The 26,110-nt window shown below is 69.9% G+C and carries 24 protein-coding genes and 3 tRNA genes; 13 read left to right on the forward strand and 14 right to left on the reverse strand.

Translation table 11 applies throughout. The annotated features are described in order from the left end of the window. Nucleotides 1–57: 57 nt before the first annotated feature. From ACJ7VY_RS09675 to ACJ7VY_RS09690, 4 genes are all read right to left on the reverse strand, one after another. On the reverse strand, nucleotides 58–1,464 hold the full coding sequence (locus ACJ7VY_RS09675; RefSeq protein WP_240211979.1) for a coniferyl aldehyde dehydrogenase: 1,407 nt from the start codon (nucleotides 1,462–1,464) through the stop codon (nucleotides 58–60). 106 nt (nucleotides 1,465–1,570) lie between these two features. Then, nucleotides 1,571–4,042: a TonB-dependent receptor gene (locus ACJ7VY_RS09680; RefSeq protein ID WP_409475501.1), complete on the reverse strand. Its 2,472-nt coding sequence runs from the start codon at nucleotides 4,040–4,042 to the stop codon at nucleotides 1,571–1,573. A 92-nt stretch (nucleotides 4,043–4,134) separates the two neighbouring features. Further along, a complete protein-coding gene (locus ACJ7VY_RS09685) occupies nucleotides 4,135–5,262 on the reverse strand; it encodes an SO2930 family diheme c-type cytochrome (protein ID WP_409475502.1) in 1,128 nt (375 codons plus the stop codon). Between the two features lie 10 nt (nucleotides 5,263–5,272). Beyond that, nucleotides 5,273–6,490, reverse strand: a complete 1,218-nt coding sequence (locus ACJ7VY_RS09690; protein WP_313248412.1) for a parallel beta-helix domain-containing protein — start codon at nucleotides 6,488–6,490, stop codon at nucleotides 5,273–5,275. A 121-nt stretch (nucleotides 6,491–6,611) separates the two neighbouring features. Between ACJ7VY_RS09690 and ACJ7VY_RS09695 the strand changes: the two genes are divergently transcribed. Beyond that, nucleotides 6,612–7,649, forward strand: a complete 1,038-nt coding sequence (locus tag ACJ7VY_RS09695; RefSeq protein WP_312347280.1) for an AraC family transcriptional regulator — start codon at nucleotides 6,612–6,614, stop codon at nucleotides 7,647–7,649. A 127-nt stretch (nucleotides 7,650–7,776) separates the two neighbouring features. Here the strand turns inward: ACJ7VY_RS09695 and pgi are convergent, their stop codons facing one another. The 6 genes from pgi to pcnB all read right to left on the reverse strand — a co-directional run bounded on the left by pgi (nucleotide 7,777) and on the right by pcnB (nucleotide 13,399). After that, nucleotides 7,777–9,291 carry a glucose-6-phosphate isomerase gene (pgi, locus tag ACJ7VY_RS09700; RefSeq protein ID WP_409475503.1) on the reverse strand — a complete coding sequence of 505 codons (1,515 nt, stop codon included), beginning with the start codon at nucleotides 9,289–9,291 and terminating at the stop codon, nucleotides 7,777–7,779. Continuing rightward, on the reverse strand, nucleotides 9,288–9,668 hold the full coding sequence (gene panD / locus ACJ7VY_RS09705; RefSeq protein ID WP_104939022.1) for an aspartate 1-decarboxylase: 381 nt from the start codon (nucleotides 9,666–9,668) through the stop codon (nucleotides 9,288–9,290). The genes pgi and panD overlap by 4 nt, the downstream gene beginning before the upstream one ends. Before the next feature lie 180 nt (nucleotides 9,669–9,848). Continuing rightward, nucleotides 9,849–10,688: a pantoate--beta-alanine ligase gene (gene panC / locus ACJ7VY_RS09710; RefSeq protein WP_313231113.1), complete on the reverse strand. Its 840-nt coding sequence runs from the start codon at nucleotides 10,686–10,688 to the stop codon at nucleotides 9,849–9,851. Beyond that, the gene (gene panB / locus ACJ7VY_RS09715; RefSeq protein ID WP_409475504.1) at nucleotides 10,685–11,500 is read right to left on the reverse strand and encodes a 3-methyl-2-oxobutanoate hydroxymethyltransferase; all 816 of its coding nucleotides are present in this window, start codon (nucleotides 11,498–11,500) and stop codon (nucleotides 10,685–10,687) included. The genes panC and panB overlap by 4 nt, the downstream gene beginning before the upstream one ends. Before the next feature lie 31 nt (nucleotides 11,501–11,531). Continuing rightward, nucleotides 11,532–12,020 carry a 2-amino-4-hydroxy-6-hydroxymethyldihydropteridine diphosphokinase gene (folK, locus tag ACJ7VY_RS09720; protein ID WP_409475505.1) on the reverse strand — a complete coding sequence of 163 codons (489 nt, stop codon included), beginning with the start codon at nucleotides 12,018–12,020 and terminating at the stop codon, nucleotides 11,532–11,534. Nucleotides 12,021–12,025: 5 nt separating this feature from the next. Then, nucleotides 12,026–13,399 (reverse strand): polynucleotide adenylyltransferase PcnB, encoded by a 1,374-nt coding sequence (gene pcnB, locus ACJ7VY_RS09725; protein ID WP_161614084.1) that lies wholly within the window; start codon nucleotides 13,397–13,399, stop codon nucleotides 12,026–12,028. 41 nt (nucleotides 13,400–13,440) lie between these two features. On the opposite strand from pcnB, the gene ACJ7VY_RS09730 reads away from it, so the two are divergent. Next, a tRNA-Glu gene (locus ACJ7VY_RS09730) sits at nucleotides 13,441–13,515 on the forward strand. A gap of 223 nt (nucleotides 13,516–13,738) precedes the next feature. After that, a complete protein-coding gene (fdxA, locus tag ACJ7VY_RS09735; RefSeq protein WP_161614083.1) occupies nucleotides 13,739–14,062 on the forward strand; it encodes a ferredoxin FdxA in 324 nt (107 codons plus the stop codon). 131 nt (nucleotides 14,063–14,193) lie between these two features. Here the strand turns inward: fdxA and ACJ7VY_RS09740 are convergent, their stop codons facing one another. Further along, nucleotides 14,194–14,703, reverse strand: coding sequence for a hypothetical protein (locus ACJ7VY_RS09740; RefSeq protein ID WP_161614082.1), 510 nt, complete (start codon nucleotides 14,701–14,703; stop codon nucleotides 14,194–14,196). 31 nt (nucleotides 14,704–14,734) lie between these two features. Next, nucleotides 14,735–15,628: a 4-hydroxy-tetrahydrodipicolinate synthase gene (dapA, locus tag ACJ7VY_RS09745; protein WP_409475506.1), complete on the reverse strand. Its 894-nt coding sequence runs from the start codon at nucleotides 15,626–15,628 to the stop codon at nucleotides 14,735–14,737. A gap of 63 nt (nucleotides 15,629–15,691) precedes the next feature. Here dapA and ACJ7VY_RS09750 point away from each other — a divergent pair, with 63 nt between their 5' ends. The 10 genes from ACJ7VY_RS09750 to ACJ7VY_RS09795 all read left to right on the forward strand — a co-directional run bounded on the left by ACJ7VY_RS09750 (nucleotide 15,692) and on the right by ACJ7VY_RS09795 (nucleotide 21,845). Further along, entirely contained in the window at nucleotides 15,692–16,351 is a 660-nt protein-coding gene (locus ACJ7VY_RS09750; RefSeq protein ID WP_409475507.1) for a glycine cleavage system protein R, read from the forward strand. Nucleotides 16,352–16,429: 78 nt separating this feature from the next. Continuing rightward, entirely contained in the window at nucleotides 16,430–16,909 is a 480-nt protein-coding gene (locus tag ACJ7VY_RS09755) for a peroxiredoxin (RefSeq protein WP_409475508.1), read from the forward strand. 81 nt (nucleotides 16,910–16,990) lie between these two features. Beyond that, complete coding sequence (locus ACJ7VY_RS09760; RefSeq protein ID WP_104939031.1) at nucleotides 16,991–18,391, forward strand: PhoH family protein; 1,401 nt, start codon at nucleotides 16,991–16,993, stop codon at nucleotides 18,389–18,391. A gap of 42 nt (nucleotides 18,392–18,433) precedes the next feature. Next, nucleotides 18,434–18,670, forward strand: coding sequence for a hypothetical protein (locus ACJ7VY_RS09765; RefSeq protein ID WP_158681870.1), 237 nt, complete (start codon nucleotides 18,434–18,436; stop codon nucleotides 18,668–18,670). Nucleotides 18,671–18,698: 28 nt separating this feature from the next. After that, nucleotides 18,699–19,193 carry a hypothetical protein gene (locus ACJ7VY_RS09770; protein ID WP_409475509.1) on the forward strand — a complete coding sequence of 165 codons (495 nt, stop codon included), beginning with the start codon at nucleotides 18,699–18,701 and terminating at the stop codon, nucleotides 19,191–19,193. Between the two features lie 25 nt (nucleotides 19,194–19,218). Further along, complete coding sequence (locus ACJ7VY_RS09775; RefSeq protein WP_104940213.1) at nucleotides 19,219–19,893, forward strand: YoaK family protein; 675 nt, start codon at nucleotides 19,219–19,221, stop codon at nucleotides 19,891–19,893. 35 nt (nucleotides 19,894–19,928) lie between these two features. After that, the gene (gene thiD / locus ACJ7VY_RS09780) at nucleotides 19,929–20,738 is read left to right on the forward strand and encodes a bifunctional hydroxymethylpyrimidine kinase/phosphomethylpyrimidine kinase (protein ID WP_409475510.1); all 810 of its coding nucleotides are present in this window, start codon (nucleotides 19,929–19,931) and stop codon (nucleotides 20,736–20,738) included. Further along, on the forward strand, nucleotides 20,735–21,577 hold the full coding sequence (locus ACJ7VY_RS09785; RefSeq protein ID WP_409475511.1) for an alpha/beta fold hydrolase: 843 nt from the start codon (nucleotides 20,735–20,737) through the stop codon (nucleotides 21,575–21,577). The genes thiD and ACJ7VY_RS09785 overlap by 4 nt, the downstream gene beginning before the upstream one ends. Before the next feature lie 62 nt (nucleotides 21,578–21,639). Beyond that, nucleotides 21,640–21,716 (forward strand) — tRNA-Arg (locus tag ACJ7VY_RS09790). A 52-nt stretch (nucleotides 21,717–21,768) separates the two neighbouring features. Then, nucleotides 21,769–21,845, forward strand: a tRNA-Arg gene (locus ACJ7VY_RS09795). Between the two features lie 255 nt (nucleotides 21,846–22,100). Here ACJ7VY_RS09795 and gyrA read toward each other — a convergent pair. Next, nucleotides 22,101–24,797: a DNA gyrase subunit A gene (gene gyrA, locus ACJ7VY_RS09800; RefSeq protein ID WP_409475512.1), complete on the reverse strand. Its 2,697-nt coding sequence runs from the start codon at nucleotides 24,795–24,797 to the stop codon at nucleotides 22,101–22,103. Nucleotides 24,798–25,031: 234 nt separating this feature from the next. Continuing rightward, nucleotides 25,032–26,096, reverse strand: a complete 1,065-nt coding sequence (gene mtnA / locus ACJ7VY_RS09805; RefSeq protein WP_240211966.1) for an S-methyl-5-thioribose-1-phosphate isomerase — start codon at nucleotides 26,094–26,096, stop codon at nucleotides 25,032–25,034. Nucleotides 26,097–26,110: the final 14 nt, after the last annotated feature.

Consider the following 26,110-nt stretch of genomic DNA (forward strand, 5'->3'; position numbering starts at 1 on the left):
CCCCAGGCCGCGGCGCCTGCCCTGCGCCGCGAACGGGGGGAGCCGGCAGTGGCACGCTCAGCGCACGATCAGGTCGATCAGCCACTGCGCCTGCCGGTAGGGCGGCTTCAGCAGGTCGCCGCCACTGCGCCGCGCCTGCCACAGGATCGGCAGCTGCTTGCTCATCGCGTCGAAGCCGGCGCGGCCGTGGTAGGCACCCATCCCGCTGGGCCCGATGCCACCGAACGGCAGGTCGTTGATGGCGAAATGGAACAGCGTGTCGTTGACACAGACGCCGCCGGCCAGGGTGGCCCCCAGGATCCGCTCCACCTGCGCGCGGTCGTGGCTGAACGGGTATAGGGCCAGCGGCCGGTCGTGCGCGTTGACGTAGGCGATGGCCTCGTCCAGCGAGCGCACGCTGCGGATCGGAAACACCGGGCCGAAGATCTCTTCCTGCATCACCGTGGCGTCATCGCCCGGCTCCAGCACCAGCGTCGGCGGGAACAGCCGCTGCGCCGGATCGGCCTGGCCCAGTTCGATCACCTCCAGGCCACGGGCGCGGGCGTCGTCCACGTAGCCCTGCAGGCGCGCGTACTGGCCGGCGTTGATGATGCGGCTGTAGTCGTCGTTGCCGGCCAGGGCCTGGCCATAGCGCGCACGCACCTGCGCGCGCAGCGCCTGCACCAGCGCGTCGCGCCGCGCCGCGCCCACCAGCACGTAGTCCGGGGCGATGCAGGTCTGCCCGCCGTTGAACCATTTGCCGGTGGCCAGGCGCGCGGCGGCCAGCTCCAGCGGATAGTCGTCGCAGACGATCGCCGGCGATTTGCCGCCCAGTTCGAGGGTCAGCGGGGTCAGGTTCGGCGCGGCGGCCGCCATCACCTTGCGCCCGACCGCGGTGGACCCGGTGAACACCAGGTGGTCGAACGGCAGCGCGGCGAACGCGGCGGCGACCTCGGCCGCGCCCTCGGCGATGGCCACGCGCCCGTCCGGGAACACCTCGGCCAGCAGCTCGCGCAGGAACGCGCTGGTGCGCGGGGTGTGTTCGGAGGGCTTCAGGTAGACGTGGTTGCCGGCGGCGATGGCGGTTGCCAGCGGGATCAACGCCAGATTGACCGGGTAGTTCCACGGCGAGATCACGCCGACCACACCGACCGGTTCGGCGCGGATCTCCGCGCGCGCCGGCAGGAACCGCCAGCCGACGCCGACCCGGCGCGGCTTCATCCAGCGGCGCAGGTGCCGGCGCAGGTGGTCGATCTCGTTGAGCACGGCCATGCCGTCGGCGATGCGCGACTCATGCAGCGAACGATGGCCGAAGTCGGCGGCGATGGCCTGCGCCATCGCGTCCAGCCGCCGTTTCAGGGCCTGGCGCAGGCGCAGCAGGTCGGCGCTGCGCTGCGCGCGATCCGGCTTGCGCGCCTGCCAGGCCGCGCGCAGGCGGTCCAGGGTGGGGCGCAGTTCGGCAATGGGCGTGGTGGTGGTGTCCATGGGCTCGAGTCTAGTGGCTGCGCCGCGACCGGCGCGAGCGGCGGTTGCATCGCGCGGCATGCCGGGGCTGCGGGGGGGCCGCTGCCGCACCCGCGCCCCGGCCGGCTCAGAACCGGTACATCAGTTCCATGCCGTAGAACCGCGGCTCGCTGATGCCGGCCGCGGTGGTGCCGACCACCGTGGTGCCATAGGTGTACAGGCCGTTGACATAGCGGTTGTCGAAGACGTTGTTGGCGTAGGCCGCCACGCTCCAGTGCGTGGACGGCGAGCGCCAGCGCAGGTACAGGTCGGTGCGGTTGCGCTCCTCGCCGATGCTGAAGGCCGGGTAGCGGCCGCAGTTGCCCTGGCTCAGCGAACCGGCGTTGCAGCGCGCGCTGCCGCCATACGCGTGGCGCGCCGACAGCGTCAGCTCGCCATGCGCGCCCAGCGGCACGGTGTAGGCGGCGCCAGCGGCGAAGGACAGGCTCGGCTCGCCGGTCGGCTGCCCGTCGAGGTCGATCCCCTCGGGGGTGACGTAGTTCTTGTAGGTCGAGTCGATCCACTCGGCGGCGACATCCACGCTCAGCCGGTCGCTGGCCTGCCAGCGCGCGCTGACGTCGATGCCGCGCGCAGCCAGGTCGCTGGTGCTGACCACGTAGCGCGGGATCTCGGACGTCGTGTCCAGGCGGATCGCCTGGCGGTTGTCGTAGACATAGTGGAACACCGACGCCTCGTACTGGATGTGCAGGTCGCGCAGGTCGCGCTTGATGCCGGCCTCGAAGTTCCACACGCTTTCGTTGGCGAAGCTGGCGCCCGGCGAGAACGCGTTGTAGCCACCGGCCTTGTAGCCCTTGGCCACCGAGGCGAACAGCATGGTGTCGGCCGACGGGTGATAGTCGACGACCAGCCGCGGGCTCCAGTCGCTCCAGGCGTGGCGGGCGCGGTTGGTCACGCCCTTGTTGGCCATCGACACGGGGTCGCTGAACGCCAGGTCGAAGCCCGCCAGGAACGCCGCGTCGATCGCGATCAGGCCATCGCCATCCCCGTCCAGGGCGCACAGGCCCAGCACCGCGCAGGGCAGCGGCTGCGGCAGCACGCCGTACTGCTCCAGGGTCTGCAGCGCCTGGTTGAGGGCGTCGGCGCGGTGGTGGTCGTTGAACCAGGTAAAGGCCTTGCGGTCGCGCGTATAGCGCAGGCCCAGGGTCAGGTTGAGGGTGTCGGTGGCATGCCAGATCACGTCACCGAAGACCGCGTAAGCGGTCGAATCGACGGTGTTGTCGTAGGCTTCGCGCCACGGATGGCCGAACAGCTGCACCGGGATGCCGTAGTAGTCGGCCGCGTCCTGCAGCATGCCGAACAGGGGCAGGCCGTACAGTCCGGCGGCAGCGGTGTTGATGCTGTCGCTGGTCAGGTCGACCACGCTGGACTGGCTGGCCTTTTCCTGGAACCAGCTGGTGCCGGCCACCCAGTCCAGTCGCCCGCGGGTGCCGCTGAACTTGAACTCCTGGTACCAGGTGGTGTTGTCCTCGATGTTGATGGTGTCCAGGTACAGCTCGCGGCGGCGGGTGCCGTCTTCCTCGGCGCGGTTGTAGGTGTCGAAGCTGCGCCAGGCGCTGGTCGACACCAGGTGGCCCCATTCGAACGCGTGGTCCAGGATCAGCGTCGCGCCATCGAAAGTGCGGGTTTCGTTGTTGTCCACCACGTCGGTGTAGGCGGCGTGGCCGACCGGGTCCTGATAGCCGGCCGGGTCGGCGGGCACCGGTGGCACGCCCGGCGCCGGCGGCAGCGCGACGATGCCGATCGCCGGGCGCGAGCGCTGGTCCAGGTCCTCGTGGTCCCAGCTCAGCAGCATCTGCGTGTTGTCGCCGATGTCCCAGCGCAACGCCGCGCGCGCGGCCCAGTTGCGGCCGTCGTCCAGCGGCCGGCCGCTGGCGGCGTCCCTGATCCAGCCGTCGCTGCGGCTGTCCATGGCATTGAGGCGGAAGGCCACGGTGTCGCCGGCCGGCAGGTTGAGCATGCCATCGACGTACTGCTTGCCATGGTTGCCGAGGCGTACCCGCGCGCGGCCTTCAGGCGTGTCGCCCGGGCGCTTGGTCACGATGGACACCGCGCCGGCGGCGGTGTTGCGGCCGAACAGGGTGCCCTGCGGCCCCTTCAGCACCTCGATGCGTTCCACGTCCAGGAACGGCAGCACGGTGCCGCCGCCGCGGCCGGCATAGACGCCGTCGACATAGACGCCGACCGTGGGGTCGGTGCCGATGCCGAAGTCGCCGGTACTCAGCCCGCGCAGCTTGAAACTGGCCTGGGTCGGCTGGTCGTCGCTGATCGACAGCCCGGGGACGAAGCTGTCCAGGTCGCCCAGGTTCTCGGCCATGGTCTGTTCGATGACGTTTTCGCCGACGACCTGCAGGGCGATGGGGACGTCCTTGAGTTCCTGCTCGCGGCTCTGCGCGGTGACCACGATCCGGTCCAGCTCGACCGCCTCCGGCGGCGCCGGCGGCGGGTGCTGCGCCTGCGCCTGCACGGCCAGCGCCGGCGTGGCCAGCAACGAGGTCAGCAGCGCCCTGCGGACGCCGCGCGACAATCTGTTGTACGTCATCGCGTTCCCCTTTCCCATGTGAGTTGCCCCCTTGCGACCCGGGACGCGGCACGGCCAGCACCGCCGGTTCCCGGTGTGTGCCCCGTCCGGCGCTAGGCGCCGCAGTCCTGCGCGGCCATCGCCGCGATCCACTGCCGTATCAGCGCCACGCCCTCCTCGTGGACAAGCGCGCGCCCCAGTTCCGGCATCATCACGCCCGGGTCGGTGCTTTCCATCCGGTAGGTCAGGATCGAATCGTCCGGCGCGCCGGGCACGATGTCCCAGGCCCGGTTGCCGGTGCCCTGCCCCGCGGCGATCGGCAGTTTGCAGCGGCCGATGCGCAGCGGATCGTGGGTGTTGGCGTCCAGCCACATGCCCGAGGTGCGGGCCGCGCCCTTGTCGCTGTGGCAGTGCCCGCAGTTGATGTCCAGGTACGCGCGGGCGCGCGCTTCCAGCGGCGCCTGCGGGTCGTTCCAGGCAACGTTGCGCGGCAGCGTGCCGGCCGGTACGTCGACCAGCTGGCCGAGCGCCTGCCAGTGCCGCAGCTGGTTGGCCTTGCCGGAGGCGTAGGCGAAGTCGTGGTTCAGATGCCGCGCCTTCGGCCCGATCGGGGAAATCTGCCTGGACCTGAGGTCGGTGCCATGGCAGCCGGCGCACTGGTTCTCGTCCGGCACCAGGTAGTCCAGCTGCTGACGCCGGCCATCCGCACCGGCCAGGGTCAGCGGCACCAGGTCGCCGGTGCGCATCAGCCGCGCCTCGGTCTGCGCGTCGTTCCACACATAGGGCAATGCCAGCCAGCCCGAGGCGCGGCGCACCAGCAGCCGCGTCTCCACCAGCCGCACCCTGTCCAGCGTCAGCCCGCCGTCGGGCTCGGCGCCGGTGTCGGCGCTGCGCAGCACGGTGCCGTCATCGCCACGCGGGTAGTAGAACGTCTTGCTGATGATGGTGCCGACCGGGAAATCCAGCACCCCGTCCGGCTGGTAGCGCGCGGCGGCGCCCGCCGGCATCCACACCGTGCGCAGCTTGTGCGCGTAGTCGGTGAACAGCGCCGAATCCAGGTCGTACGGCAGCACCCGCGCGTTGAGCCGCAACCGGCCATCGGCCACGTACAGCACGTTCCACTCGGCCAGGCGCTCGGGCTGGCCGTCGGCGAAGAAGCGTACCGGCTCCGGTGCCGGGGCGCGGGCGCAACCCGCCAGCAGCAGTGCGGCCAGCGCCAGCAGCGGGCGATGCAACGGCATGCGCACCCCCTCAACCACGCTTCAGGTCGACCGCCGGCAGCGACGGCAGCGTGCAGTCGTAGGGCCTGGCGTCCTTGCTCGGGTTCTTGTAGCCGCCGGGGCCGTCGGCGTTGAGCACGCCGGAGACGTCGCGCAGGCAGATCTGCGGGCCTTCGGCGCGGCGCGGGTTGACGTAACCGTCGAACAGCACGTCCGGGAAGCTGCCGGTGAGGCCGTACATCGCCACCTTCAGTGCCTTGAAGTCCATCCGGTCGGGCGAATCGCCGCCACCGGACAGGCGGTTGCCGTGCACGTGGATCCGCTCGGGATACGGATCGAACGCACCGGAGGCCTTGTCGTCCTTGTAGCCGGTGGAATACACGCTGGACACGATGATGTTGGCGGTGCGGTTGCCGGCGATGTCGTTGTCGAAGATCTCGATGTTGTCGTTGGAGTTGATCACCACGCCGCTGCCAGCCGGCACGCTGGCCACCGGCGTGCCCTTTGCGCCGAAATTGTCGTGGTTGTTCTCCACCACTTTGTTGCGGAACACCCGGATCGCATCGCCCTGCTGGGTCAGCGCCGGCATGTTGAACACCAGGATGCCGCCGGTGTTGCCGGTGGCCTGGTTGTCGTGGACGTCGGCGTTGATGGTGTTCTCGATCTCGATGCCGGCCACGTTGCGTTCGGCGCGGTTGTTGCGGACGATGACGTCGCGCGACTGGCCGACGTAGATGCCCGAGTCCGAGGCGCCGATGGCCACCGAGTCCTCGATCAGCACGTTCCTGCACAGCACCGGGTACAGGCCGTAGCCACCGTTGCTGGTGCTGGGCCCGCCGGTCCACTCCACCCGCACGCCGCGCACGGTGACGTTCTCGCACTGGCTGATCTTGAAGCCGTCGCCCTTGCTGTCCTCGATCGCCAGGTTCTCCAGGGTGAAGCCATTGGCGTTCACCAGCAGGCCCTCGGCACCGGCCTTCTGGCCCTTGAAGCTGAGGATGGATTTGTCCATGCCCCTGCCGCGCAGGGTGACGTTGTCCACCCGCAGGCTGAGGCTGCGGTCGAAGCGGAAGGTGCCTTCGGGCACCTCGATCACATCGCCGGGCCGGGCATCGAGCAGCTTCTGCTGCAGCAGCCTGGCGAAGCCGGCATCGCCGGGCGCCGGGGCCGGTGCCTCGGGGGTCTTCTGGCAAGCGGAGAGCAATAGCGCAAGTGCGCCGATCGTGCCGACAAGAATGCTGCGCTGCATGAATTCTCTCCCGTACGTGCTCGCCAAGTCTGGGCCGCAGTCTGGTGCGGCGGGGCACATTGCGCGAAGGGCATAAGCGGCATACAAAGGGGGGCAAACCGGACAATCGGAAGGACCTCGGATGCGTTTGACCACCGCAATCGGCGATGACCTGTCCTCCGCCGACCGACCGACCAACATCCTCTGCGGGCTGATGCAGTTCGCCGCCGAGAGGGCAATCGACTGCAGCGCCTGGTTCGCCGGCACCCGCCTGCAACCCGAGGAAATCAGCAATCCCGACACCCGCATCTCGTACCGCCAGGCGAGCACGGTGATCCGCCGCGCGCTGGCGGCACTGGCCGTGGAGGGCCTGGGCCTGGAGCTCGGCGGCCGCCAGAACCTGGGCAACTTCGGGCTGCTCGGGCTGGCGATGAAAACCGCCCCCGATTTCGGCGAGGCGGTGCGCGTCGGCCTGGCCTACCAGCGCAACAGCGGCGCGCTGATGGACATCACCCTGGCCGAGCATGGCGACGGCTGCGTGGCGGCGGTCGCCAGCGCGCCGGACGAAGCCCACGACCTGCAGCCGTTCCTGTGCGAGGAGCTGTTTGCAAGCGTGCTGCAACTGGTGCGCGAGCTGGTCGGCCCGGGGTTCCAGCCGCAGCGCCTGGAACTGGGCTACCCGGCGCCGCGCCATGCACAGCGCTACCGCGACCTGTTCGGCTGCGAGGTGCGTTTCGAACAGCCGCGGCATGCGCTGGTGATCGACCGGCGCTGGCTGGAGCTGCCCTTCACCAGCTACAACCCGGTGACCTCGAACCAGGTGATGACCCTGTGCCGCATGCAGATGGATGCGCGGCCGGCCTGCGGCGAGACCACCGCCGCGCTGGAGAGCCACCTGCGCACGCGCCTGCGCGAGAACCCGCAGATGGCCGAGATGGCCGCGGCGCTGCACCTGAGCGAACGCACCCTGCGCCGGCAGCTGGCCGAGGAAGGCACCTCGTTCAGCGCGATCCACGACCGCGTGCGCACCAAGCGGGCGATGGAACTGCTGCGCGACCCGACGCTGTCCATCGTCGCCATCGGTGGCCGGCTGGGGTTCAACGACGCCCGCGAGTTCCGCCGCGCGTTCAAGCGCTGGACCGGGCGCGCGCCGAGCCAGGCACGGCGCGCCGGCGATTGAAGGCAGGCAGGGCCGCGGGTGCAGCGCACCTTGACGGATGCCGGCGGCAGGACGGACGACGCCGCGCATCTCGGCGCGGCGTCGGTCCTGCCCCCATGGCCCGGCACGCGGCGCCGGGCGCGACCGCTCAGCCGCGCAGCTGGGCCAACGCCTCGCGCGTCATCGGATCAGCGATGTCCACCGCCCCGCCCTGCAGCGCCGGCAACAGCTGGTTGGCCAACTGCTTGCCCAGCTCGACGCCGAACTGGTCGAAGGCGTTGATGCCCCACACCAGCGACTGCACGTAGACCGCATGCTCGTACATGGCGACCAGCGCGCCCAGCGCGCGCGGGGTGAGCGCGTCGAGCAGGATCAGCGTGCTCGGGCGGCCACCGGGATAGCGGCGGTGCGGATCGTCGCTGTCCTGGCCGTTGGCCAGCGCCTCGGTCTGCGCCAGCAGGTTGGCCAGCAGCGCCTGGTGGTTGAGCGTGTACGGGTCGTCGCCGCGCACGCAGCCGATGAAATCGGCCGGCACGATGCTGGTGCCCTGGTGCAGCGCCTGGAAGAAGCTGTGCTGCACGTCGGTGCCCGCCCCGCCCCACCACACCGGCACGGTGTCGGCTTCGACCGGACTGCCGTCGAGCCGGACCCGCTTGCCCAGGCTTTCCATCACCAGCTGCTGCAGGTACGCCGGCAGCAGCGCCAGGCGCTGGTCGTAGGTCATCACCGCGTGGGTGGCGTAACCCAGCGCATTACGGTTCCAGATGTCGGTCAGCGCGTGCAGCACCGGCAGGTTGCGCTCCAGCGGCGCGCTGGCCGCATGCGCGTCCATTTCCGCCGCGCCGGCCAGCAGCTGGCCGAAGCGCTCGAAGCCGATCGCCAGCGCGATCGGGAACCCCACCGCCGACCACAGCGAATAGCGGCCGCCGACCCAGTCCCACATGGGCAGCACGCGCGCGGCGTCGATGTCGAACGTGCCGGCGGCGCGGTCGGGATTGGCGCTGACCGCGTACAGCCGGTCGCTGCCGCCCAGCCAGTCGCGCAGGATCGCGCCGTTGAGCAGGGTTTCCTGGGTGCCGAAGGTCTTGGAGATCAGGATGCCGGCGGTGGTGGCCGGATCGAGCGTGGCCAGCGTGCGCTGCATCGCCGCGCCGTCGACATTGGAGACGAAGTGCACGCGGAAGCGCGCGCCGCTGGCCGGGCGCAACGCATCGGCCACCAGCCGCGGGCCGAGGTCGGAACCGCCGATGCCGACGCTGACGATGTCGGTGACGTTGCTGGCCTCCAGTGCCTGCACCAGCGCGCCCATGCGCGCCTGCACGGCCGCCGCTTCGGCATGCGCCGCCACCGCCGCGGGGGCATCGCTGGCGGCACCGCGCAACGCGCTGTGCAGCACCGCACGGTCTTCGGTGAGGTTGATCCGCTCGCCGCCGAACAGGCGCGCGAAGCCGCCGGCGACGTCGCGCGCGGCGGCCAGGTCCAGCAGTGCCTGCAGGGCGGCGCGGTCATATGTCTGCCGCGCGAAATTCACGTACAACGGACCGACCTTGAACGCCAGGGATTTCACCCGGTCCGGCTCGGCGGCCAACAGCGAGGGAATACCCGTGCCCTGCAGACGCTGGGCGTGGGCGTGCAATGCGGTCAATCCGTTGTGCGTGGTCATGCGGCCTGTGTGGGGATGGAGTGGTTGGTGTGGGTGATGCGGTTGTTGCCGTCGACATACACCAGCTTGGGCTGGAAGCTGTCGGCCTCGGCCTCGCTCATGCCGGCGAAGGCGGCGATGATGATGATGTCGCCCACCTGCACGTGGCGCGCGGCGCCCCCGTTGAGCGAGATCACCCCGCTGCCGGCCTCGGCGCGGATGGCATAGGTGGAGAAACGCGCGCCGTTGGTCACGTCCCAGATGTGCACCTGTTCGAACTCGCGGATGCCGGTGGCTTCCAGCAGGTCGCCGTCGATCGCGATGGAGCCTTCGTAGTTCAGCTCCGAGTGGGTGACGGTGGCGCGGTGGATCTTGGTCTTGAGCAGGGAAAGTTGCATGGCGATGCCGGGAAACTGCGATAGAAAGCACGCAGTCTAGCACCGGCCGGGGCCCTTGCCCGCACTGCAACATGAGCGGCCCTGCCCGCCCGCGCGGGCAGCGAAATGGCGCCACGAGGGCGCCATTGCAGGACATCGGAGCGCATCGGCCGGGACAGCGGCGGTCCCGGCCGGGGCGGGTCAGAACTCGATGTTGTCGATCAACCGGGTGCTGCCCAGGCGGGCGGCGACCAGGGCCACGCGGGCGCCGGCGTCCTCGCCCGGCTCGCCCAGGTCCGGCAGCCGCACCACCGCGTAGTCGACCTGGAACCCGGCCGCCTGCAGCCGCGCCGCGCCCTCGGCCTCGACCTGCGCCCGCGGGGTGCCGGCCAGGCTGGCGTCGCGCATGCCCAGCAGCACCTGGCGGATCAGCGCGGCCTGCGGGCGGGTATCGGCGGTCAGGTACTGGTTGCGCGAGCTCATCGCCAGGCCGTCGTCCTCGCGCACGATGTCGCCGCCGACGATCTCGATCGGGAATGCCAGGTCGGCCACCATCTGCCGGATCACCGCCAGCTGCTGGTAGTCCTTGCGCCCGAACGCGGCCATGTCCGGCTGCACCTGGTTGAACAGGCGCGCGACAACGGTGCACACCCCGTCGAAATGGCCCGGGCGGTGGGCGCCCTCGAGCAGCGCGCTGACCCCAGGCACGTGCACCTTGGCCGCCAGCTCCACGCCGAACGGATACATCGATTCGACCGTGGGCAGCCAGAGCACGTCGCAGCCGGCCTGCTCAAGCCCGCTGGTGTCCGCCTCGGGGGTGCGCGGGTAGCGGGTGAAGTCCTCGTTCGGGCCGAACTGGGTCGGGTTGACGAATACGCTGGACACCACCCGGTCGGCGTGCCGGCGCGCCAGCGTGACCAGCGAATAGTGGCCGGCGTGCAGGTTGCCCATGGTCGGCACGAAGCCCACCCGCAGCCCCTGGCGCTTCCAGCCGCCGACGATGGCGCGCAGCCGGGAAAGTTCGGTGACGGTCTCGATCATGATGCGTACGCATGCTCCGCGTCGGGGAAGGTACCGGCGCGGACCGCGTCGGCGTAGGCGCGGACGGCGCCGGCCACCGAACCGCCTTCGGCAAGGAAATCCTTGACGAACTTGGGCCGGCGGTGGCCACTGTCCAGGCCCAGGAAATCGTGCATCACCAGCACCTGGCCGTCGCAGCCGGGGCCGGCGCCGATGCCGATGGTGGGGATCGCCACGTCGGCGGTGATCTGCGCGGCCAGCGGCGACGGCACGCATTCGAGCACCAGCAGCGCGGCGCCGGCGGCGGCCACCGCGCGGGCGTCGGCCCGCAGCCGCTCGGCGGCTTCGCCGCGCCCCTGCACCTTGAAGCCGCCCAGGGTCAGCACCGACTGCGGGGTCAGGCCCAGGTGCGAGCACACCGGGATCTCGCGCTCGACCAGGTAACGGATCACGTCCAGCTTGAAGCCGGCGCCCTCGATCTTGACCATCTCCGCGCCGGCGCGCAGCAGCTGCAGCGAGGCTTCGAACGCACGCTCGGGGGTGGCATCGGCGCCGAACGGCAGGTCGGCCACCAGCAGCGCGCGCTGCAGTACCCGCGCGACCGCGGTGGTGTGGTAGGCGATGTCGGCCACGGTGACCGGCAGGGTCGAATCATGCCCCTGCACCACCATGCCCAGCGAATCGCCGATCAGGATCAGGTCGACCCCGTTGGCATCGAACGTGCGGGCGAAACCGGCGTCGTAGGCGGTCAACATCACCAGCTTCTGGCCATTGCGCTTGGCCTCGGCCAGCGCCGGGACGGTCCAGGGCTTGCTGTCTGCGTGGGTGCTCATGTGGGGATAACGATCGGTGATGAGCCGCGCATTATCCCCCTATCGGCGTGATACCGCAGGTTTCGATGGCAGCCAGCGCGCCACGCACCGTTCCATGGCCGGGAATCACCGCCTCCGGCGCCACCTCGGCCAGCGGCAGCAGGGCGAAAGCGCGCTCATGCAGGTGCGGATGCGGCACCTTGAGCTGCGGCAGGTCGATCACCTGCGCCGCGTACAGCAGCAGGTCCAGGTCGAGCGTGCGCGGGCCCCAGCGCTCGCCGGCCATGCGCACGCGGCCGAACGCCTGCTCGGTCGCCAGCAGCTGCTCCAGCAGGGCCGGCGCCGGCAGCGTGGTCTCCAGCGCCACCGCGGCATTGATGAAATCCGGCTGGTCCTCGTTGCCCCAGGCCGGGGTGCGGTACAGCCGCGACGCGGCCAGCAGGCGGCAGCCCGGCAGCGTCGCCAGCGCCTGCACCGCCGCACGCACGGTGGCCGGCGCATCGCCGAGGTTGGCGCCCAGGCCCACGCACGCCATGACCATGGCGCTTACTCGCCCGCGGCGGCGCTGCTGCGGCGACGGCGGCGGCGACGGCGCGGGGCCGCGCCCTCCTCGGCAGCGCCCTCGGCCTGCAGCGAGTCCAGCGACGACTCCAGTTCGCGCCCGGACTGCTGCTGCGCCTCGCGCCAGAACGCAATGTCGGCGGCATGTTCACTGGACGCGGCCTGGCGCAGCACCAGGAAATCGAACGCGGCGCGGAAACGCGGATGGGTCAGGGTGCGGAACACGCGCTTGCGCTGGCGCGAGGCGAAGCGCGACTGCAGCAGCCAGATTTCCTGCATCGGCAACGAGAACCGGCGCGGCAGCGCAATGGTGGTGAGCTGGTGCAGGGTCACCCGGTCGGCGGCGCGGCGCTGCGCCTCTTCCGGCGCCAGCCCCTGCCGCTGCAGGGCGATCAGGGTGCGGCAGAACGCCGGCCACAGCAGCAGCGCGAACAGGAACGCCGGGGACACTGGCTCGTCGTTGGCCACGCGCTCATCGGTGCTGCGCAGCCCCTCGATCACGAAGCGGCGCAGGGCCCCGCTGCGGTTGCTCTTCAGCGCGGCCGCGCTCTCCGGGAACAGGGCCGGCAGCAGGCCATGGCGCTCCAGGCCCTCGAAACTGGCCACGCCGTGCCCGGACAGGAACAGCTTGAGCACTTCCTCGAACAGCCGCGCCGGCGCCGCCTCTTCCAGCAGCCCGGCCAGACGCGGGATCGGCTCGGCCGTGGCCGGCTCGATCCCGAAATCGAGCTTGGCCGCCAGCCGCACCGCGCGCAGCATGCGCACCGGGTCCTCGCGGTAGCGCTGCTCGGGGTCGCCGATCAGCTTCATGCGCCGCGCCAGCACATCCTCGAAGCCACCGACGTAGTCGCGTACCGAGAAATCCTCGATGGCGTAATACAGGGCGTTGCAGGTGAAGTCGCGGCGCACCGCGTCGTCCTCGATGCTGCCGTAGACGTTGTCGCGCACCAGCATGCCGTTCTCGACCTCGCGGTCGCCGCTGCCGTCGTCGATGTTGGCGCGGAAGGTCGCGACCTCGATGATCTCGCGGCCGAACACCACGTGCGCCAGGCGGAAGCGGCGGCCGATCAGCCGGCAGTTGCGGAACAGCTGCTTGATCTGCTCCGGCGTGGCATCGGTGGCCACGTCGAAATCCTTGGGCCGCCCCCCTACCAGCAGGTCGCGGACGGCGCCGCCGACCAGGTAGGCACCGAACCCGGCCTCGCGCAGGCGGTAGAGCACACGCAGGGCGTTGGGACTGACGTCCTTGCGCGAAATGGTGTGCTGGTCGCGCGGGATGACGCGCAGGGTGAACGGCGTTGTAACTGTGGAATTGATGTTGGCGATTCCGGTTGGGGTTGCAGGGTTGCCTGACGGCAAACAGGTGCATATACTAGCGCGCTCGCCGGACGCGACCAAACGCTCCCTTCGTCTAGTGGTTAGGACGTGGCCCTCTCAAGGCTAAAACAGGGGTTCGAGTCCCCTAGGGAGCGCCAACTCCGTCCGCGAAATCAAAAAGCCCCGCCCGTGCGGGGTTTTTTGTTGCCTGCGCCCTCTCCACTGGCGCATCGCGGCGGCGCCACCCGCGCAGGCCGGCCGCCGCGCCCTGGCACACGCCACGGGCATGGCCGGCGCGCGACAGCCGGCGCGAATGAAAATGGCCCCGCCCAGCGACGGCATCCTGCTCTAGAATTGGCGTGTTCAACGCCGGACCCCGTCATGCCCTTTGTCGTCACCGAAAACTGCATCAAGTGCAAACACACCGATTGCGTCGAAGTCTGCCCCGTGGACTGCTTCCATGAAGGCCCCAACTTCCTGGTGATCGACCCGGACGAGTGCATCGACTGCACCCTGTGCGAGCCGGAATGCCCGGTCAACGCCATCTATCCGGAGGACGACGTGCCGGCGGGCCAGGAAGCCTTCGTCGCGCTGAACGCCGAGCTGGCCAAGGCCTGGCCGGTACTGACCGTGCGCAAGGACCCGCCGGCCGATGCCGCCGAGTGGGACGGCAAGCCGGACAAGCTCAAGCTGCTGGAACGCTGACCCGCCAGACGGGACACGAAAAAAGGGCGCCGTCGGCGCCCTTTTCGTTTCCGCGAGCAGACGCCGGCCAGGCCGGCGCAGCGCGCCCGTTGCCCATGGCGGCATGCCGCCATGGGCCGCGGCAACCGTACTTACGGCGCCAGCTTGGCCTTCAGCGCACCGAGCAGCTTGATCGCCGCCGGGTCGGTGGCCGGCAGGCCACGCGGATCGACCGCCGACACGTAGGCGCCGGCATCGACGCCGACCACGCGCACCAGGAAGTTGCTGCCTTCATAGGCCACGTCGTACGAGCCCAGCAGCTGCGCGCGGCTGGCGATGGTCACGCCCTCGACCGTGGCCAGGGCGTCGCCGACCTTGCCGAACACCTCGTCGCGGCTGCCGCTGGCGGTGAAGCCGCCCTGCGCCGGCTGCGCCGCGGCGGGCTGCGCCGGACGCGCGGCCGATGCCAGCGCCGGCACCTGCGACGCGCCGGCGGTGTTGGGCAGGGTCAGGTCCGGCGGCACTTCGAGCGGACGCATTTCCGGCGCCAGCGCGTAGTCGCCGCGCGCGCCGCGCTTGAAGCAGCCGGTCGCGGTGACGGTGGTGGCGATGGCCAGCAGGGCCAGCGAAAGTGCGCGGACGGCGGAACGGGAATGACGCATGGTGGATCTCCAGGTTCTGGCCACTGCAGGTTCAGTGGCTGGATAGTGCTTCCAGGGCGCCCACGTCGGCCGCCAGGTGGTCGGCGGCGGCGTGGTGCGGGGCGGACAGGGGCAACAGCGGCAGGCGCTGTCCATGGCCGATGCCCAGGCGCTGCAGCAATGCCTTGATCGGGATCGGGTTGGACTCGAGGGTGAAGAAATCGTGGTAGGGCTGCAAGCGCGCGTCCCAGGCTTCGGCGGCGGCATGGTTGCCGGCGCGCGCCAGGTCGCACAGGGTACGGAACGCCCCCGGCAGCACGTTGGAACCGACCGACACCAGGCCGTCGGCACCGGCCAGCAGCGCGCGCGCGGCGCTGGCATCGTCGCCGCCGAGGACGGCAAAGCCGTCGCCGCGCAGTTCCAGCAGCGCCTTCATGCGGGTCGAGTCGCTGACCGCCTCCTTGATGCCGACGATTCGCGGATGCGCCGCCAGCTGCGCCACGGTGTCGGGCAGCAGGTCGCAGCCGGTGCGGCCGGGCACGTTGTACAGCACCACCGGCAGCCCGCCCTGCTCGGCCACGGCCAGGTAATGCTGGCGCAGGCCGTCCTGGGTCGGGCGCACATAGGGCGGGGTGACCACCAGCGCATGGGTGGCACCGTTGCGCGCGGCACGGCGGGTGGCCTCGATGGTGCGGGCGGTACCGGAATGGCCGGTCCCGGCAAGCACCGGCATGCGGCCACCGAGGACCTCCACGGCGGTGCGCAGCAGGGTGTCGTATTCGGCGTCGGACAAGGTGGCCGCCTCGCCGGTGGAGCCGGCCACCACCACGCCCTGCGCACCCCCGGCCTCCTGCAGCGCCAGCAGCCGCCGCCAACCGGCGCCATCCAGCGCGCCGTCGGCAAGGAAAGGCGTCGCCAGGGCGGTGATGAGGCCGGAAATGGACAAGGGGAACGCCGTTCTTCGAGGGGGCTGGGAATCCCGCCTGGCGGCGGGTTCGTGACCGGGGGCATGTTACTTGCCGGTCGAAAGCACGGGCAAGTATGCTGGGTGCCAGCGAACGTGCCCGCGCCGGCGCCGTTCAGACTCACAGAGCACCCCGGAACCACCTTGACCAACAGCACCCCGCGGCCGCAGCCGACCGAAAACCACCTCCTGATCAACGCCTACACGACGCATCCGGAGTCCCCGCTGCTGTCCGTCACCCGCCGCATCGCCGACAGTGGCTGCAACCTGGTCGACGCGCGGCTGTCCACGGTGGGGCGCGATGTCTCGGTCACCACGCTGGCCACCGGCTCGTGGGACGCGGTGGCCAAGCTCGAGGCGATGCTGACCCGGCTGGAGCGCGAGGAAGGCCTGAAGCTGGTGTGGTACCGCACCGCCGCCAAGCAGGCCCAGTCCAACCTGCTGCCCTACATCGTGGAAGTGATCGCCGCGGACAAGCCCGGCATCCTGTTCCAGCTGGCCGACTTCTTCGAGCGCCAGGGCATCACCATCGAGAACCTGCAGAGCACCCGCTACCAGGCCATGCAGACCGGCGCGGAGATGTTCTCCGCGCAGATCACCATCGGCGTGCCGGCCAACATGCACATCGCCGCGCTGCGCGACGATTTCCTCGAGTTCTGCGACCACCTCAACCTGGACGCGATCATGGACCCGATGAAGTTCTGAACATTCGCGCGTCCGTCACGGGCGTGCGGCGTTTCATGTAGCTGCAATGGAAGTACCCCAGGCTCCGGAAAGGATCTGATGAACATCGGCGATACCCTGGACCGCACCACCCTCGAGCTGCCGCTGGCACTGTCCGGCGGCGCCACCACCACCCTCGCCGCGCAGGCCGGCCACTGGCTGGTGCTGTACTTCTACCCGAAGGACAGTACCCCCGGCTGCACCACCGAAGGCCTGGAGTTCAACGCCCAGCTGCCGGCGTTCAAGCGCGCCGGCGCGCGGGTGTTCGGCGTCTCCCGCGACTCGGTGAAGTCGCACGACAACTTCTGCGCGAAGCAGGGCTTCGGGTTCCCGCTCATCAGCGATGCCGACGAGGCGCTGTGCAATGCCTTCGACGTGATCCGCATGAAGAACATGTACGGCAAGCAGGTGCGCGGCATCGAGCGCAGCACCTTCCTGGTCTCGCCCGACGGCACCCTGGTGCAGGAATGGCGCAAGGTCAAGGTCGCCGGCCATGCCCAGGCCGTGCTCGACGCCCTGAAGGCCGCCCGGTCCACGTGAGTCCCATCGCCCACCTCGTCCGCCGCGCCCCTGCCCCGCAGGTCGTGGCGGTTTTTCCCTGCCCGTAACCAGGAATCGACGATGACCCGAGGCAAGCGCATCTACGTGCTGGATACCAACGTGCTGATGCACGATCCGACCGCGCTGTTCAAATTCGAGGAGCACGACGTCTACCTGCCGATGCAGGTGATCGAGGAACTGGACAACGGCAAGAAGGGCACCTCCGAGGCCAGCCGCAACGCGCGCCAGGTCAGCCGCTTCCTCAACGAGCTGATCGAGGCCTCCGGCATCGGCGGCATCGCCAGGGGCGTGCCGCTGGTACTGCCGCAGGGACTGCAGCTGCGCGGCGCGCGCAGCGCCGGCCACCTGTACTTCCAGACCAGCCATTTCGAAGCCGGCAAGAGCTTCGGCGCGGTGATCCCGGACAACGCGATCCTCGGCGCGATCCTGGCGCTGAAGGAACAGACCCCGGACGTGCCGGTGGTATTCGTGTCCAAGGACATCAACCTGCGGATCAAGGCGGCCATCGCCGGGATCGACTCGGAGGACTACGAGAACGACCGCGCACTGGACGACTTCAGCCTGCTGTACACCGGCGCCACCGCGCTGCCCGAGGATTTCTGGAAGAAGCACGCAAGCGACCTGCGCAGCTGGAGCGACAAGGGCCGCACCAGCTACGAGATCCGCGCCACCGACGACGAACAGTGGTTCCCCAACCAGTACGTCTACCTGCCGGGCGACGACGAGGTCGAACTCAAGGTCGCCCGGGTCGAGGCCGACGGCCGCATCACCCTGACCCTGGTCGATGACTTCCGCCACGGCGCGCATTCGGTGTGGGGCATCACCGCGCGCAACCGCGAGCAGAATTTCGCGCTCAACGCGCTGATGGACCCGGAGATCGACTTCGTCACCCTGCTCGGCACCGCCGGCACCGGCAAGACCCTGCTGGCGCTGGCCGCGGGCCTGGCGCAGACCATGGACACCCAGCGCTACCGCGAGATCATCATGACCCGCGCCACGGTCAGCGTCGGCGAGGACATCGGTTTCCTGCCCGGCACCGAGGAAGAGAAGATGACGCCATGGATGGGCGCGCTCACCGACAACCTGGAAGTGCTCACCCACAACCAGGAAGGCGGCGCCTGGGGCCGCGCGGCCACCAACGACCTGCTGGCCTCGCGCATCAAGATCCGTTCGCTGAACTTCATGCGCGGGCGCACCTTCCTGTCGCGCTACCTGATCCTGGACGAGGCCCAGAACCTCACCCCGAAGCAGATGAAGACGCTGATCACCCGCGCCGGCCCCGGCACCAAGATCGTCTGCCTGGGCAACGTCGAGCAGATCGACACGCCGTACCTGACCGAGACCACCTCGGGCCTGACCTACGCCGTGGACCGCTTCAAGAACTGGCCGCACAGCGCGCACATCACCCTGCGCCGCGGCGAGCGCTCGCGGCTGGCCGATTACGCGTCCGAAGTACTGTAACGTCGCCGACGCGATGCCCCGCCCTCCCGAGCGCCCATGCCCATGACCCATCCCGAACTGGAATGCTGCAAATGCCACGCTCCGATGCACCCCGGCTATCTGCTGGAGGAGGGCCATGCCAACGAACGCTCGATCACGGCCTGGGTGGAAGGCCAGCCGCAGAAGTCGTTCTGGATGGGCCTGAAGACGCCGCGCCAGAAACTGGCCACGCGCACCTACCGCTGCACCGGTTGTGGTTACCTTGAGAGCTACGCGCCCGCCCCTGCCACCACTGCCTGAAGTCCGCCACGCACTGCCCGGAGTCGCCGTGAAAGCCGCCCGTTCCCTGCTCCTGTTCGTCCCCGGCCTGCTCGCGCTGGCCGCCTGCACGCCGGCCAACGTGAAGCCCGGCGCCACCGTGCCGACGGCGATCAAGGCCGGGCAGTCGTGGGTGGTCACGCGCCCGCTCGTCGCCGCGCAGGTGCTCGACACCTGCTCGCGCGACAGTCCCGCCAGGCAGCCCGATGGCGTCAGCGGTTACTGGGCGCCCAGCCGCGCGCAGATCGACGCGCTGGAAAGCCGCCTGCAGCAGCTGCAGCCCACCATCGCCGAGCCGGCACGCTCCAGCCGCCAGTACGTGGGCTTCATCGCGCGGGGCCGGCAGCTCATCTACATCAACGCCTTCACCCTGCCCGACCACGACAAGACCAACCCGGCGCGCGAGGCGGTACGGGTCTGCGACGGCGGCGCGGCCTTCTGGGGGGCGGTGTACGACCCGCAGACCGGCAACTTCTCCGAGATCGCCCGCAACGGCGGTTTCTGAGCGGGCCGGCGGTACCGTCAGCGCCATGGGCATACAGCTCCCCCGCTGGGTATGGATCGGCGCGATCGCGCTGTCCTGCGTGGCCGGCATGGTCAACGTGGTCGGCTTCCTCGGCTTCGAGCACCAGGCGGTCAGCCACCTCACCGGCACCACCAGCCAGCTCGGCATGGCCCTGGCGCAGCGCGACTGGCGCAGCGTGTCGCACCTGTGGGGCATGCTCATCGCCTTCTCGCTGGGCGCCATGCTCAGCGGGCTGATCGTGCAGGACGGCACCTTGCGGCTGGGCCGGCGCTACGGCGTGGTGCTGACCATCGAATCGCTGTTGCTGCTGGTGGCGATACCGCTGTTCAAGCAACAGCAGATATGGGGCGCGCTGGCCGCGGCCATGGCCTGCGGCCTGCAGAACGCCATGGTCACCACTTTCAGCGGCGCGGTGGTGCGCACCACCCACCTCAGCGGCATGTTCACCGACCTGGGCATCGGCCTGGGCCATCTGCTGCGCGGGCTGCCGCTGCAGATGCGGCGGCTGACGCTGAGCGGGCTGATCATCAGCGGCTTCCTCGCCGGCGGCATCATCGGCGCCTGGCTGTTCCAGCGTTACGGGTACGACGCGCTGCTCGCGCCGGCGCTGCTGACCGGCTGCACCGGCGCCACCTACATCATCTACCGGCTGTCGCAGCACCTGTACCCCGCGCCCTGACGGCAGCGGCAGGCCAAACGCGGCACAATCCCGCCATGACGCCTTCCACTCCCGTTTCCGTCCTCACCATCGCCGGCTCCGATTCGGGCGGCGGCGCCGGCATCCAGGCCGACCTCAAGGCCTTCGCCGCGCACCGCGTGCATGGCCTGTCCGCGATCGCCGCGCTGACCGCACAGAACACCCGCGGCGTCGTCGCCGTGCACGTGCCGCCGCTGGAATTCCTGCAGGCCCAGCTCGACGCCTGCTTCGATGATTTCGACATCCACGCGGTCAAGCTCGGCATGCTCGCCAACGCCGATGTCATCCACCTGGTCGCCGACGTGCTGGAAACGCGCCGGCCGCCGCAGGTGGTGCTGGACCCGGTGATGGTCGCCACCAGCGGCGCGCGCCTGCTGGAAGCCAGCGCGCTGCGCGCGCTGCGCGAGCGCCTGCTGCCGCTGGCCACGCTGCTCACGCCGAATGCGCCCGAGACCGAGCTGCTGCTCGGGCGCCGCATCGGCACCGCCGGCGAGGCCGAGGACGCCGCCGCCGCGCTGCTCGGGCTCGGCGCCGGGGCGGTGCTGCTCAAGGGCGGGCACCTGGATGAAGGCCCGCGGGTGATCGACCGCTACTTCGATGGCGTCACCGGCGAGGAGTTCAGCCACGCCCGGCTGCCGGTGGATGCGCACGGCACCGGCTGCACCCTCGCGGCGGCCATCGCCGCGCAGCTGTGCCGCGGGCTGTCGCTGCCCAATGCCTGCGGGGCCGCCATCGACTACGTGGCCCGCGGGCTGCGCAACGGCTACCACCCCGGGCGCGGCGAGGTCATGGTGCTGGATCACTTCGGCGCCGCCGGGCCGGCATGAGCGTGCATACCGTCATCGACGTCGCCGCGGCCGACGGACACCGCTTCCAGCTGCTCGCCCAGGTACCCCCGCAGCCGCGGTCGGCGGTGCTGTGGCTGCCCGCCCTGGGCGTGGCCGCCCGCCACTACCTGGCGCTGGCCGAGGCCCTGGGCGCACGCGGCGTCGCCGTATTCGTGCACGAATGGCGCGGCAACGGCAGCAGCAGCCTGCGCGCCAGCAGGCGCGACGACTGGGGCTATCGCGAGCTGCTGCTGCACGACCTCCCCGCCGCCGAGGCGGCGGTCCGTTCGGCGCTGCCCGGCCTCGCGCTGCGGCTGGGCGGACACAGCCTCGGCGGACAACTGGCGTGCTGCCATGCCGGCCTGCACCCGGAGGCGTTCACCGCGCTCTGGCTGGTCGCCAGCGGCACCCCGTGGTGGCCGGGTTTCCCGGCGCCGCGGCGCTGGCTGCTGCCGCCGGCCTATCGTTTCCTGCCCTGGCTGGCGCACCGGCGCGGGGCGCTGCCCGGGCGCCGCCTCGGCTTCGGCGGCAACGAGGCACGCGGCCTGATCCAGGACTGGGCCCGGGTGGGCCTCAGCGGCCGTTACGCCGCGGCGGGGCTGGCGGTCGACCTGGAGGCGGCGATGCGCGCGCTCGCGCTGCCGGTGAACGCGCTGCTGTTCGAGGCCGATTGGCTGGCCCCGGCCGGATCCATGCGCCACCTGCTGTCCAAGCTGCCGGTCGCGCCGACGACGCTGCGGATCCTGTCCGGCAGCGAGCTGGGCACCCGCGCGGACCATTTCAGCTGGATGAAATCACCGGCCATCGTCGCCGATGCGCTGGCATCGGCATCGTTATAGGAAAATTTCACAAAAGCGTTGACGCCTGCGCGTCATATCCGCATAATTCCGCTCCTGACGACGCGCCCGTAGCTCAGTTGGATAGAGTACCTGGCTACGAACCAGGCGGTCGGGAGTTCGAATCTCTCCGGGCGCGCCAGTTTGGAACATTGCACATGCAGTGCTCCCCGTCAGAACAATAAAGGTAAAACGCGCCCGTAGCTCAGTTGGATAGAGTACCTGGCTACGAACCAGGCGGTCGGGAGTTCGAATCTCTCCGGGCGCGCCATTACACCGAACAGCAGGCCTTGCCTGCTGTTTTTTTTTGCGCTCCGGAAAAGCCGCGAGCGCGACGGGCCCGCCGCCACACCACCCTTGAACACACCGCGCGCGATGCCTCAAGACAGGTCCAGCGCAGCGGCCACGGCCACCGTACCGGCAGGCCTGCCTGGCGAACGCCGCGCGACAACCCGCTTGGACGGACGGGCGGCAAAAAAAACGCCGGCTTGCGCCGGCGCTTTCATTCAACGCGGACGGTGGCTTTTCAGCCCTCCGATACCGGCACGCCCTGCTCCGCCCCGTCGGACGCCGGATCCTCGTCGGCATCGTCGCCCGACTGCAGCGACGCATCCAGGCGTTCGACCGCCTGCAGCTTCTCGCCCTTGGACAGGCGGATCAGGGTCACGCCCTGGGTGTTGCGGCCCACGCGCGAGATTTCCGAGCCACGGGTGCGCACCAGGGTGCCACCATCGGAGATCAGCAGCACCTCGTCGCCCGTGCCCAGCAACACCGCGCTGACCAGCTTGCCGTTGCGCTCGCTGGTCTGGATGCCGATCACGCCCTGCGTGCCACGCCCCTTGCGCGGGTAGTCGGCCAGCGGCGTGCGCTTGCCGTAACCGTTCTCGGTGGCGGTGAGGATGTACTGCACGCCGGCATCGTCGGCCGACTCGATGATCTCGCCGCCCTCGGCCGCGATCTCCTCGACGCCGTTGTCGTCCTCGTTCTCGTCCTCGGCGCCGCCGGCGCTTTCGGCCACGATCAGGCTGACCACCTCCTCGCCCTTGGCCATCTTGATGCCGCGCACGCCGGTGGCGGTACGGCCCATCGAACGCACCCGGTCCTCGCCGAAGCGCACGGTCTTGCCGTTGGAGGCGAACAGCAGGATGTCGCGCCCGCCATCGGTCAGGCCGACGCCGACCAGCGCATCGCCCTCGTCGAGGTTGATGGCGATCTTGCCGCGCGCCAGGCGGAACGCGAACTCGCTCAGCGGGGTCTTCTTGACCGTGCCGTTGCGGGTGGCGAAGAACACGAAGTGGTTGTCGTCGTACTCGCGCACCGGCAGCACCGCCTGCACGCGCTCGCCGTTCTCCAGCGCGATCCAGTTGATGATCGGGCGGCCACGCGCGTTGGAGCCGGCCTCCGGCAGCTGGTACACCGGCAGCCAGAACACCTTGCCGGAACTGGTGAATGTCAGCAGCGTGTCATGGGTGTTGACCAGCCACAGCTGTTCGATCGAATCCTCGTCCTTGGTCGCCGCCGCGCTGCGGCCGCGGCCGCCGCGCTTCTGCGCACGGTAGGCCGACACCGGTTGGCGCTTGACGTAGCCGGCGCGCGACAGCGTCACCACCACGTCCTCCGGCGCGATCAGGTCGAGGATGTCCAGGTCTTCCTCGCTGTGGCGGATCTCGGTGCGGCGCTCGTCGCCGTACTCGGCGCGCACGCTCTCCAGCTCCTCGCGGATCACCTGCAGCAGGCGATCGGGATTTTCCAGAATGTGGATCAGCCCGGCGATCACGTCCAGCAGCTGCCTGTATTCCTCGGTGAGCTTGTCCTGTTCCAGGCCGGTGAGGCGGTGCAGGCGCATTTCCAGGATCTGGGTGGCCTGCACGTCGGACAGCTGGTAGCGGCCGTCGACCAGGCCAATGCCCCTGGGCAGGTCTTCCGGACGCGAGGCCTCGGCGCCGGCGGCACCCAGCAGCGCGCCGACCAGACCCGGCTCCCATACCTTGGCGAGCATGCGCTCCTTAGCCTCGGCGGGGTTGGACGAGGTCTTGATCAGCTCGATCATCTCGTCGATGTTGGCCAGCGCGACGGTCAGGCCTTCCAGCACGTGCGCGCGGGCGCGCGCCTTGCGCAGTTCGAAGATGGTGCGGCGGGTGACCACCTCGCGGCGGTGGCGGACGAACGCCTCCAGCATCTCCTTGAGGTTCAGCAGCTTCGGGCGGCCGTCGACCAGCGCCACCATGTTGATGCCGAACACCGACTCCATCTGGGTCTGCTGGTACAGGTTGTTCAGCACCACCTCGGCCGATTCGCCGCGCTTGACCTCGATGTAGATGCGCATGCCGTCCTTGTCGGACTCGTCGCGCAGCTCGCTGATGCCCTCGAGCTTCTTTTCCTTGACCAGCTCGGCGATCTTCTCGATCAGCCGCGCCTTGTTCACCTGGTAGGGAATCTCGGTGACGATGATCGACTCGCGGCCGTTGTCGGCCACTTCGATGTCGGCCTTGGCGCGGATGCGCACGCGGCCACGGCCGGTGCGGTAGCCGGCGATGATGCCGGCGGTACCGTTGATGATGCCGGCGGTCGGGAAATCAGGCCCCGGGATGTACTCCATCAGCCCGTCCACGTCGATCGACGGGTTGTCGATCAGCGCGATGCAGGCGTTGATGGATTCGGTGAGGTTGTGCGGCGGGATGTTGGTGGCCATGCCCACCGCGATGCCGGCCGAGCCGTTGACCAGCAGGTTCGGGAAGCGCGTCGGCAGGACCGTCGGCTCCAGTTCCTTCTCGTCGTAGTTGGGCTGGAAATCGACGGTTTCCTTGTCGATGTCAGCCAGCATCTCGTGGCTGATCCGCGACAGGCGCGATTCGGTGTAACGCATCGCCGCCGGGCTGTCGCCGTCGACCGAGCCGAAGTTGCCCTGGCCATCGATCTGCATGTAGCGCAGCGAGAACGGCTGCGCCATGCGCACCAGCGTGTCGTAGACCGCGATGTCGCCGTGCGGGTGGTACTTGCCGATGACGTCACCGACGATGCGCGCCGACTTGTAGTACGGCTTGTTGGCGTGCGCGCCAAGCTCCTGCATCGCGTAGAGGACGCGGCGATGGACCGGCTTGAGGCCGTCGCGGGCGTCGGGGAGCGCGCGGCCCACGATCACGCTCATGGCGTAATCGAGGTAGCTCTTGCGCATCTCGTCTTCCAGGTTGACCTGGATGATTTCCTTGGCGGTTTCTGCCATTCGGATTCCGTATTCTGGTAGCGGTCCGGAGCAGCGCCGACGGCCCTTGTGGGCGGTCCCGGCACAAGCCCGATTCAAGTGGCCGAGTTTACCACACGGCGCCGTCTGCCGCCTCGGGCGGCAGCACTTTTAACGGAATAAATCAGGGACTTAGCTGCTGCGCGGCAGCGTCAGCAGCGGTTTTACCGCACCGCCGCCGGCAGCCCGCCGCCGGCGCCCGCGCCAGCCCCGGGGTCAGCCGCCGAACGCCGCGCGCATGGCCGCGCTGTCGGGGTCCAGGATCACGCCCTTCTCGGTCACGATGGCGTCGATCAGGCTGCCCGGGGTCACGTCGAACACCGGGTTCCAGGCCTGGATGCCCTCGGCCACGGTGCGCACGCCGCCGACCCCGAACAGTTCGCCCGGGTCACGCTGCTCGATCTCGATCGCATCGCCATGGGCGGTGCCCATGTCCACGGTCGAGGACGGCGCCACCACCATGAACTTGACCCCGTGGTGGCGCGCGGCGATGGCCAGCTGGTAGGTGCCGATCTTGTTGGCGGTGTCGCCGTTGGCGCAGATGCGGTCGGCGCCGACCACCACCCACTGCACCGCGCCGGTCTTCATCAGGTGCGACGCCGCCGAGTCGGCGACCAGGGTGGCATCGATGCCGTCCTGCTGCAGCTCCCACACCGTCAGGCGTGCGCCCTGCAGCCACGGCCGGGTCTCGCCGGCGAACACCCGGGCGATGCGCCCCTGGGCCACGCCCGCGCGGATCACGCCCAACGCGGTGCCGAAGCCGGCGGTGGCCAGCGAGCCGGTGTTGCAGTGGGTCAGCACGCCGCTGCCGGGCGCGATCAGGGCCGCCCCGCGCTCGCCCATGTGCCGGTTGGCGGCCAGGTCCTCGTCGGCGATCGCCTGCGCCTCCAGCGCCAGCACCTGCCGCCAGTCGCTGCCGGCCGCGGCCAGTGCGCGGCGCATGCGCGCCAGCGCCCACGCCAGGTTGACCGCGGTCGGGCGTGCGGCATTGAGCCGCGCCATCGCCGGTTCCAGCGCCTGCAGCGCGGCGGCGCCATCGCCGGCATCGACCTCGCGCGCGGCCAGCACCACGCCCCAGGCCGCGGCGATGCCGATCGCCGGCGCGCCACGCACGGTGAGCGCATGGATGGCGGCGGCGACCGCATCACTGTCGCCGCACAGCACGTGCTCGACGACGAACGGCAATCTGCGCTGGTCCAGCAGCTCCAAGGCGTCGCCGGTCCAGCGGATCGGGCGGATGTGGTCGTAACGGGCGTAGTCGATGGCGTGGTTGTCGTTCATCGCGCCATTGTACG

Source organism: Stenotrophomonas sp. Y-13, assembly GCF_046267925.1.
GTDB classification, from domain to species: domain Bacteria; phylum Pseudomonadota; class Gammaproteobacteria; order Xanthomonadales; family Xanthomonadaceae; genus Stenotrophomonas; species Stenotrophomonas acidaminiphila_A.

What these genes read in the sequence shown, in the direction of transcription:
- ACJ7VY_RS09675 (WP_240211979.1), bottom strand. Translation starts at nt 1,464, where the DNA reads ATGGACACCACCACCACGCCCATTGCCGAACTGCGCCCCACCCTGGAC.
- ACJ7VY_RS09680 (WP_409475501.1), bottom strand. Translation starts at nt 4,042, where the DNA reads ATGACGTACAACAGATTGTCGCGCGGCGTCCGCAGGGCGCTGCTGACC.
- ACJ7VY_RS09685 (WP_409475502.1), bottom strand. Translation starts at nt 5,262, where the DNA reads ATGCCGTTGCATCGCCCGCTGCTGGCGCTGGCCGCACTGCTGCTGGCG.
- ACJ7VY_RS09690 (WP_313248412.1), bottom strand. Translation starts at nt 6,490, where the DNA reads ATGCAGCGCAGCATTCTTGTCGGCACGATCGGCGCACTTGCGCTATTG.
- ACJ7VY_RS09695 (WP_312347280.1), top strand. Translation starts at nt 6,612, where the DNA reads ATGCGTTTGACCACCGCAATCGGCGATGACCTGTCCTCCGCCGACCGA.
- pgi (WP_409475503.1), bottom strand. Translation starts at nt 9,291, where the DNA reads ATGACCACGCACAACGGATTGACCGCATTGCACGCCCACGCCCAGCGT.
- panD (WP_104939022.1), bottom strand. Translation starts at nt 9,668, where the DNA reads ATGCAACTTTCCCTGCTCAAGACCAAGATCCACCGCGCCACCGTCACC.
- panC (WP_313231113.1), bottom strand. Translation starts at nt 10,688, where the DNA reads ATGATCGAGACCGTCACCGAACTTTCCCGGCTGCGCGCCATCGTCGGC.
- panB (WP_409475504.1), bottom strand. Translation starts at nt 11,500, where the DNA reads ATGAGCACCCACGCAGACAGCAAGCCCTGGACCGTCCCGGCGCTGGCC.
- folK (WP_409475505.1), bottom strand. Translation starts at nt 12,020, where the DNA reads ATGGTCATGGCGTGCGTGGGCCTGGGCGCCAACCTCGGCGATGCGCCG.
- fdxA (WP_161614083.1), top strand. Translation starts at nt 13,739, where the DNA reads ATGCCCTTTGTCGTCACCGAAAACTGCATCAAGTGCAAACACACCGAT.
- ACJ7VY_RS09740 (WP_161614082.1), bottom strand. Translation starts at nt 14,703, where the DNA reads ATGCGTCATTCCCGTTCCGCCGTCCGCGCACTTTCGCTGGCCCTGCTG.
- ACJ7VY_RS09750 (WP_409475507.1), top strand. Translation starts at nt 15,692, where the DNA reads ATGTTACTTGCCGGTCGAAAGCACGGGCAAGTATGCTGGGTGCCAGCG.
- ACJ7VY_RS09755 (WP_409475508.1), top strand. Translation starts at nt 16,430, where the DNA reads ATGAACATCGGCGATACCCTGGACCGCACCACCCTCGAGCTGCCGCTG.
- ACJ7VY_RS09760 (WP_104939031.1), top strand. Translation starts at nt 16,991, where the DNA reads ATGACCCGAGGCAAGCGCATCTACGTGCTGGATACCAACGTGCTGATG.
- ACJ7VY_RS09765 (WP_158681870.1), top strand. Translation starts at nt 18,434, where the DNA reads ATGACCCATCCCGAACTGGAATGCTGCAAATGCCACGCTCCGATGCAC.
- ACJ7VY_RS09775 (WP_104940213.1), top strand. Translation starts at nt 19,219, where the DNA reads ATGGGCATACAGCTCCCCCGCTGGGTATGGATCGGCGCGATCGCGCTG.
- thiD (WP_409475510.1), top strand. Translation starts at nt 19,929, where the DNA reads ATGACGCCTTCCACTCCCGTTTCCGTCCTCACCATCGCCGGCTCCGAT.
- ACJ7VY_RS09785 (WP_409475511.1), top strand. Translation starts at nt 20,735, where the DNA reads ATGAGCGTGCATACCGTCATCGACGTCGCCGCGGCCGACGGACACCGC.
- gyrA (WP_409475512.1), bottom strand. Translation starts at nt 24,797, where the DNA reads ATGGCAGAAACCGCCAAGGAAATCATCCAGGTCAACCTGGAAGACGAG.
- mtnA (WP_240211966.1), bottom strand. Translation starts at nt 26,096, where the DNA reads ATGAACGACAACCACGCCATCGACTACGCCCGTTACGACCACATCCGC.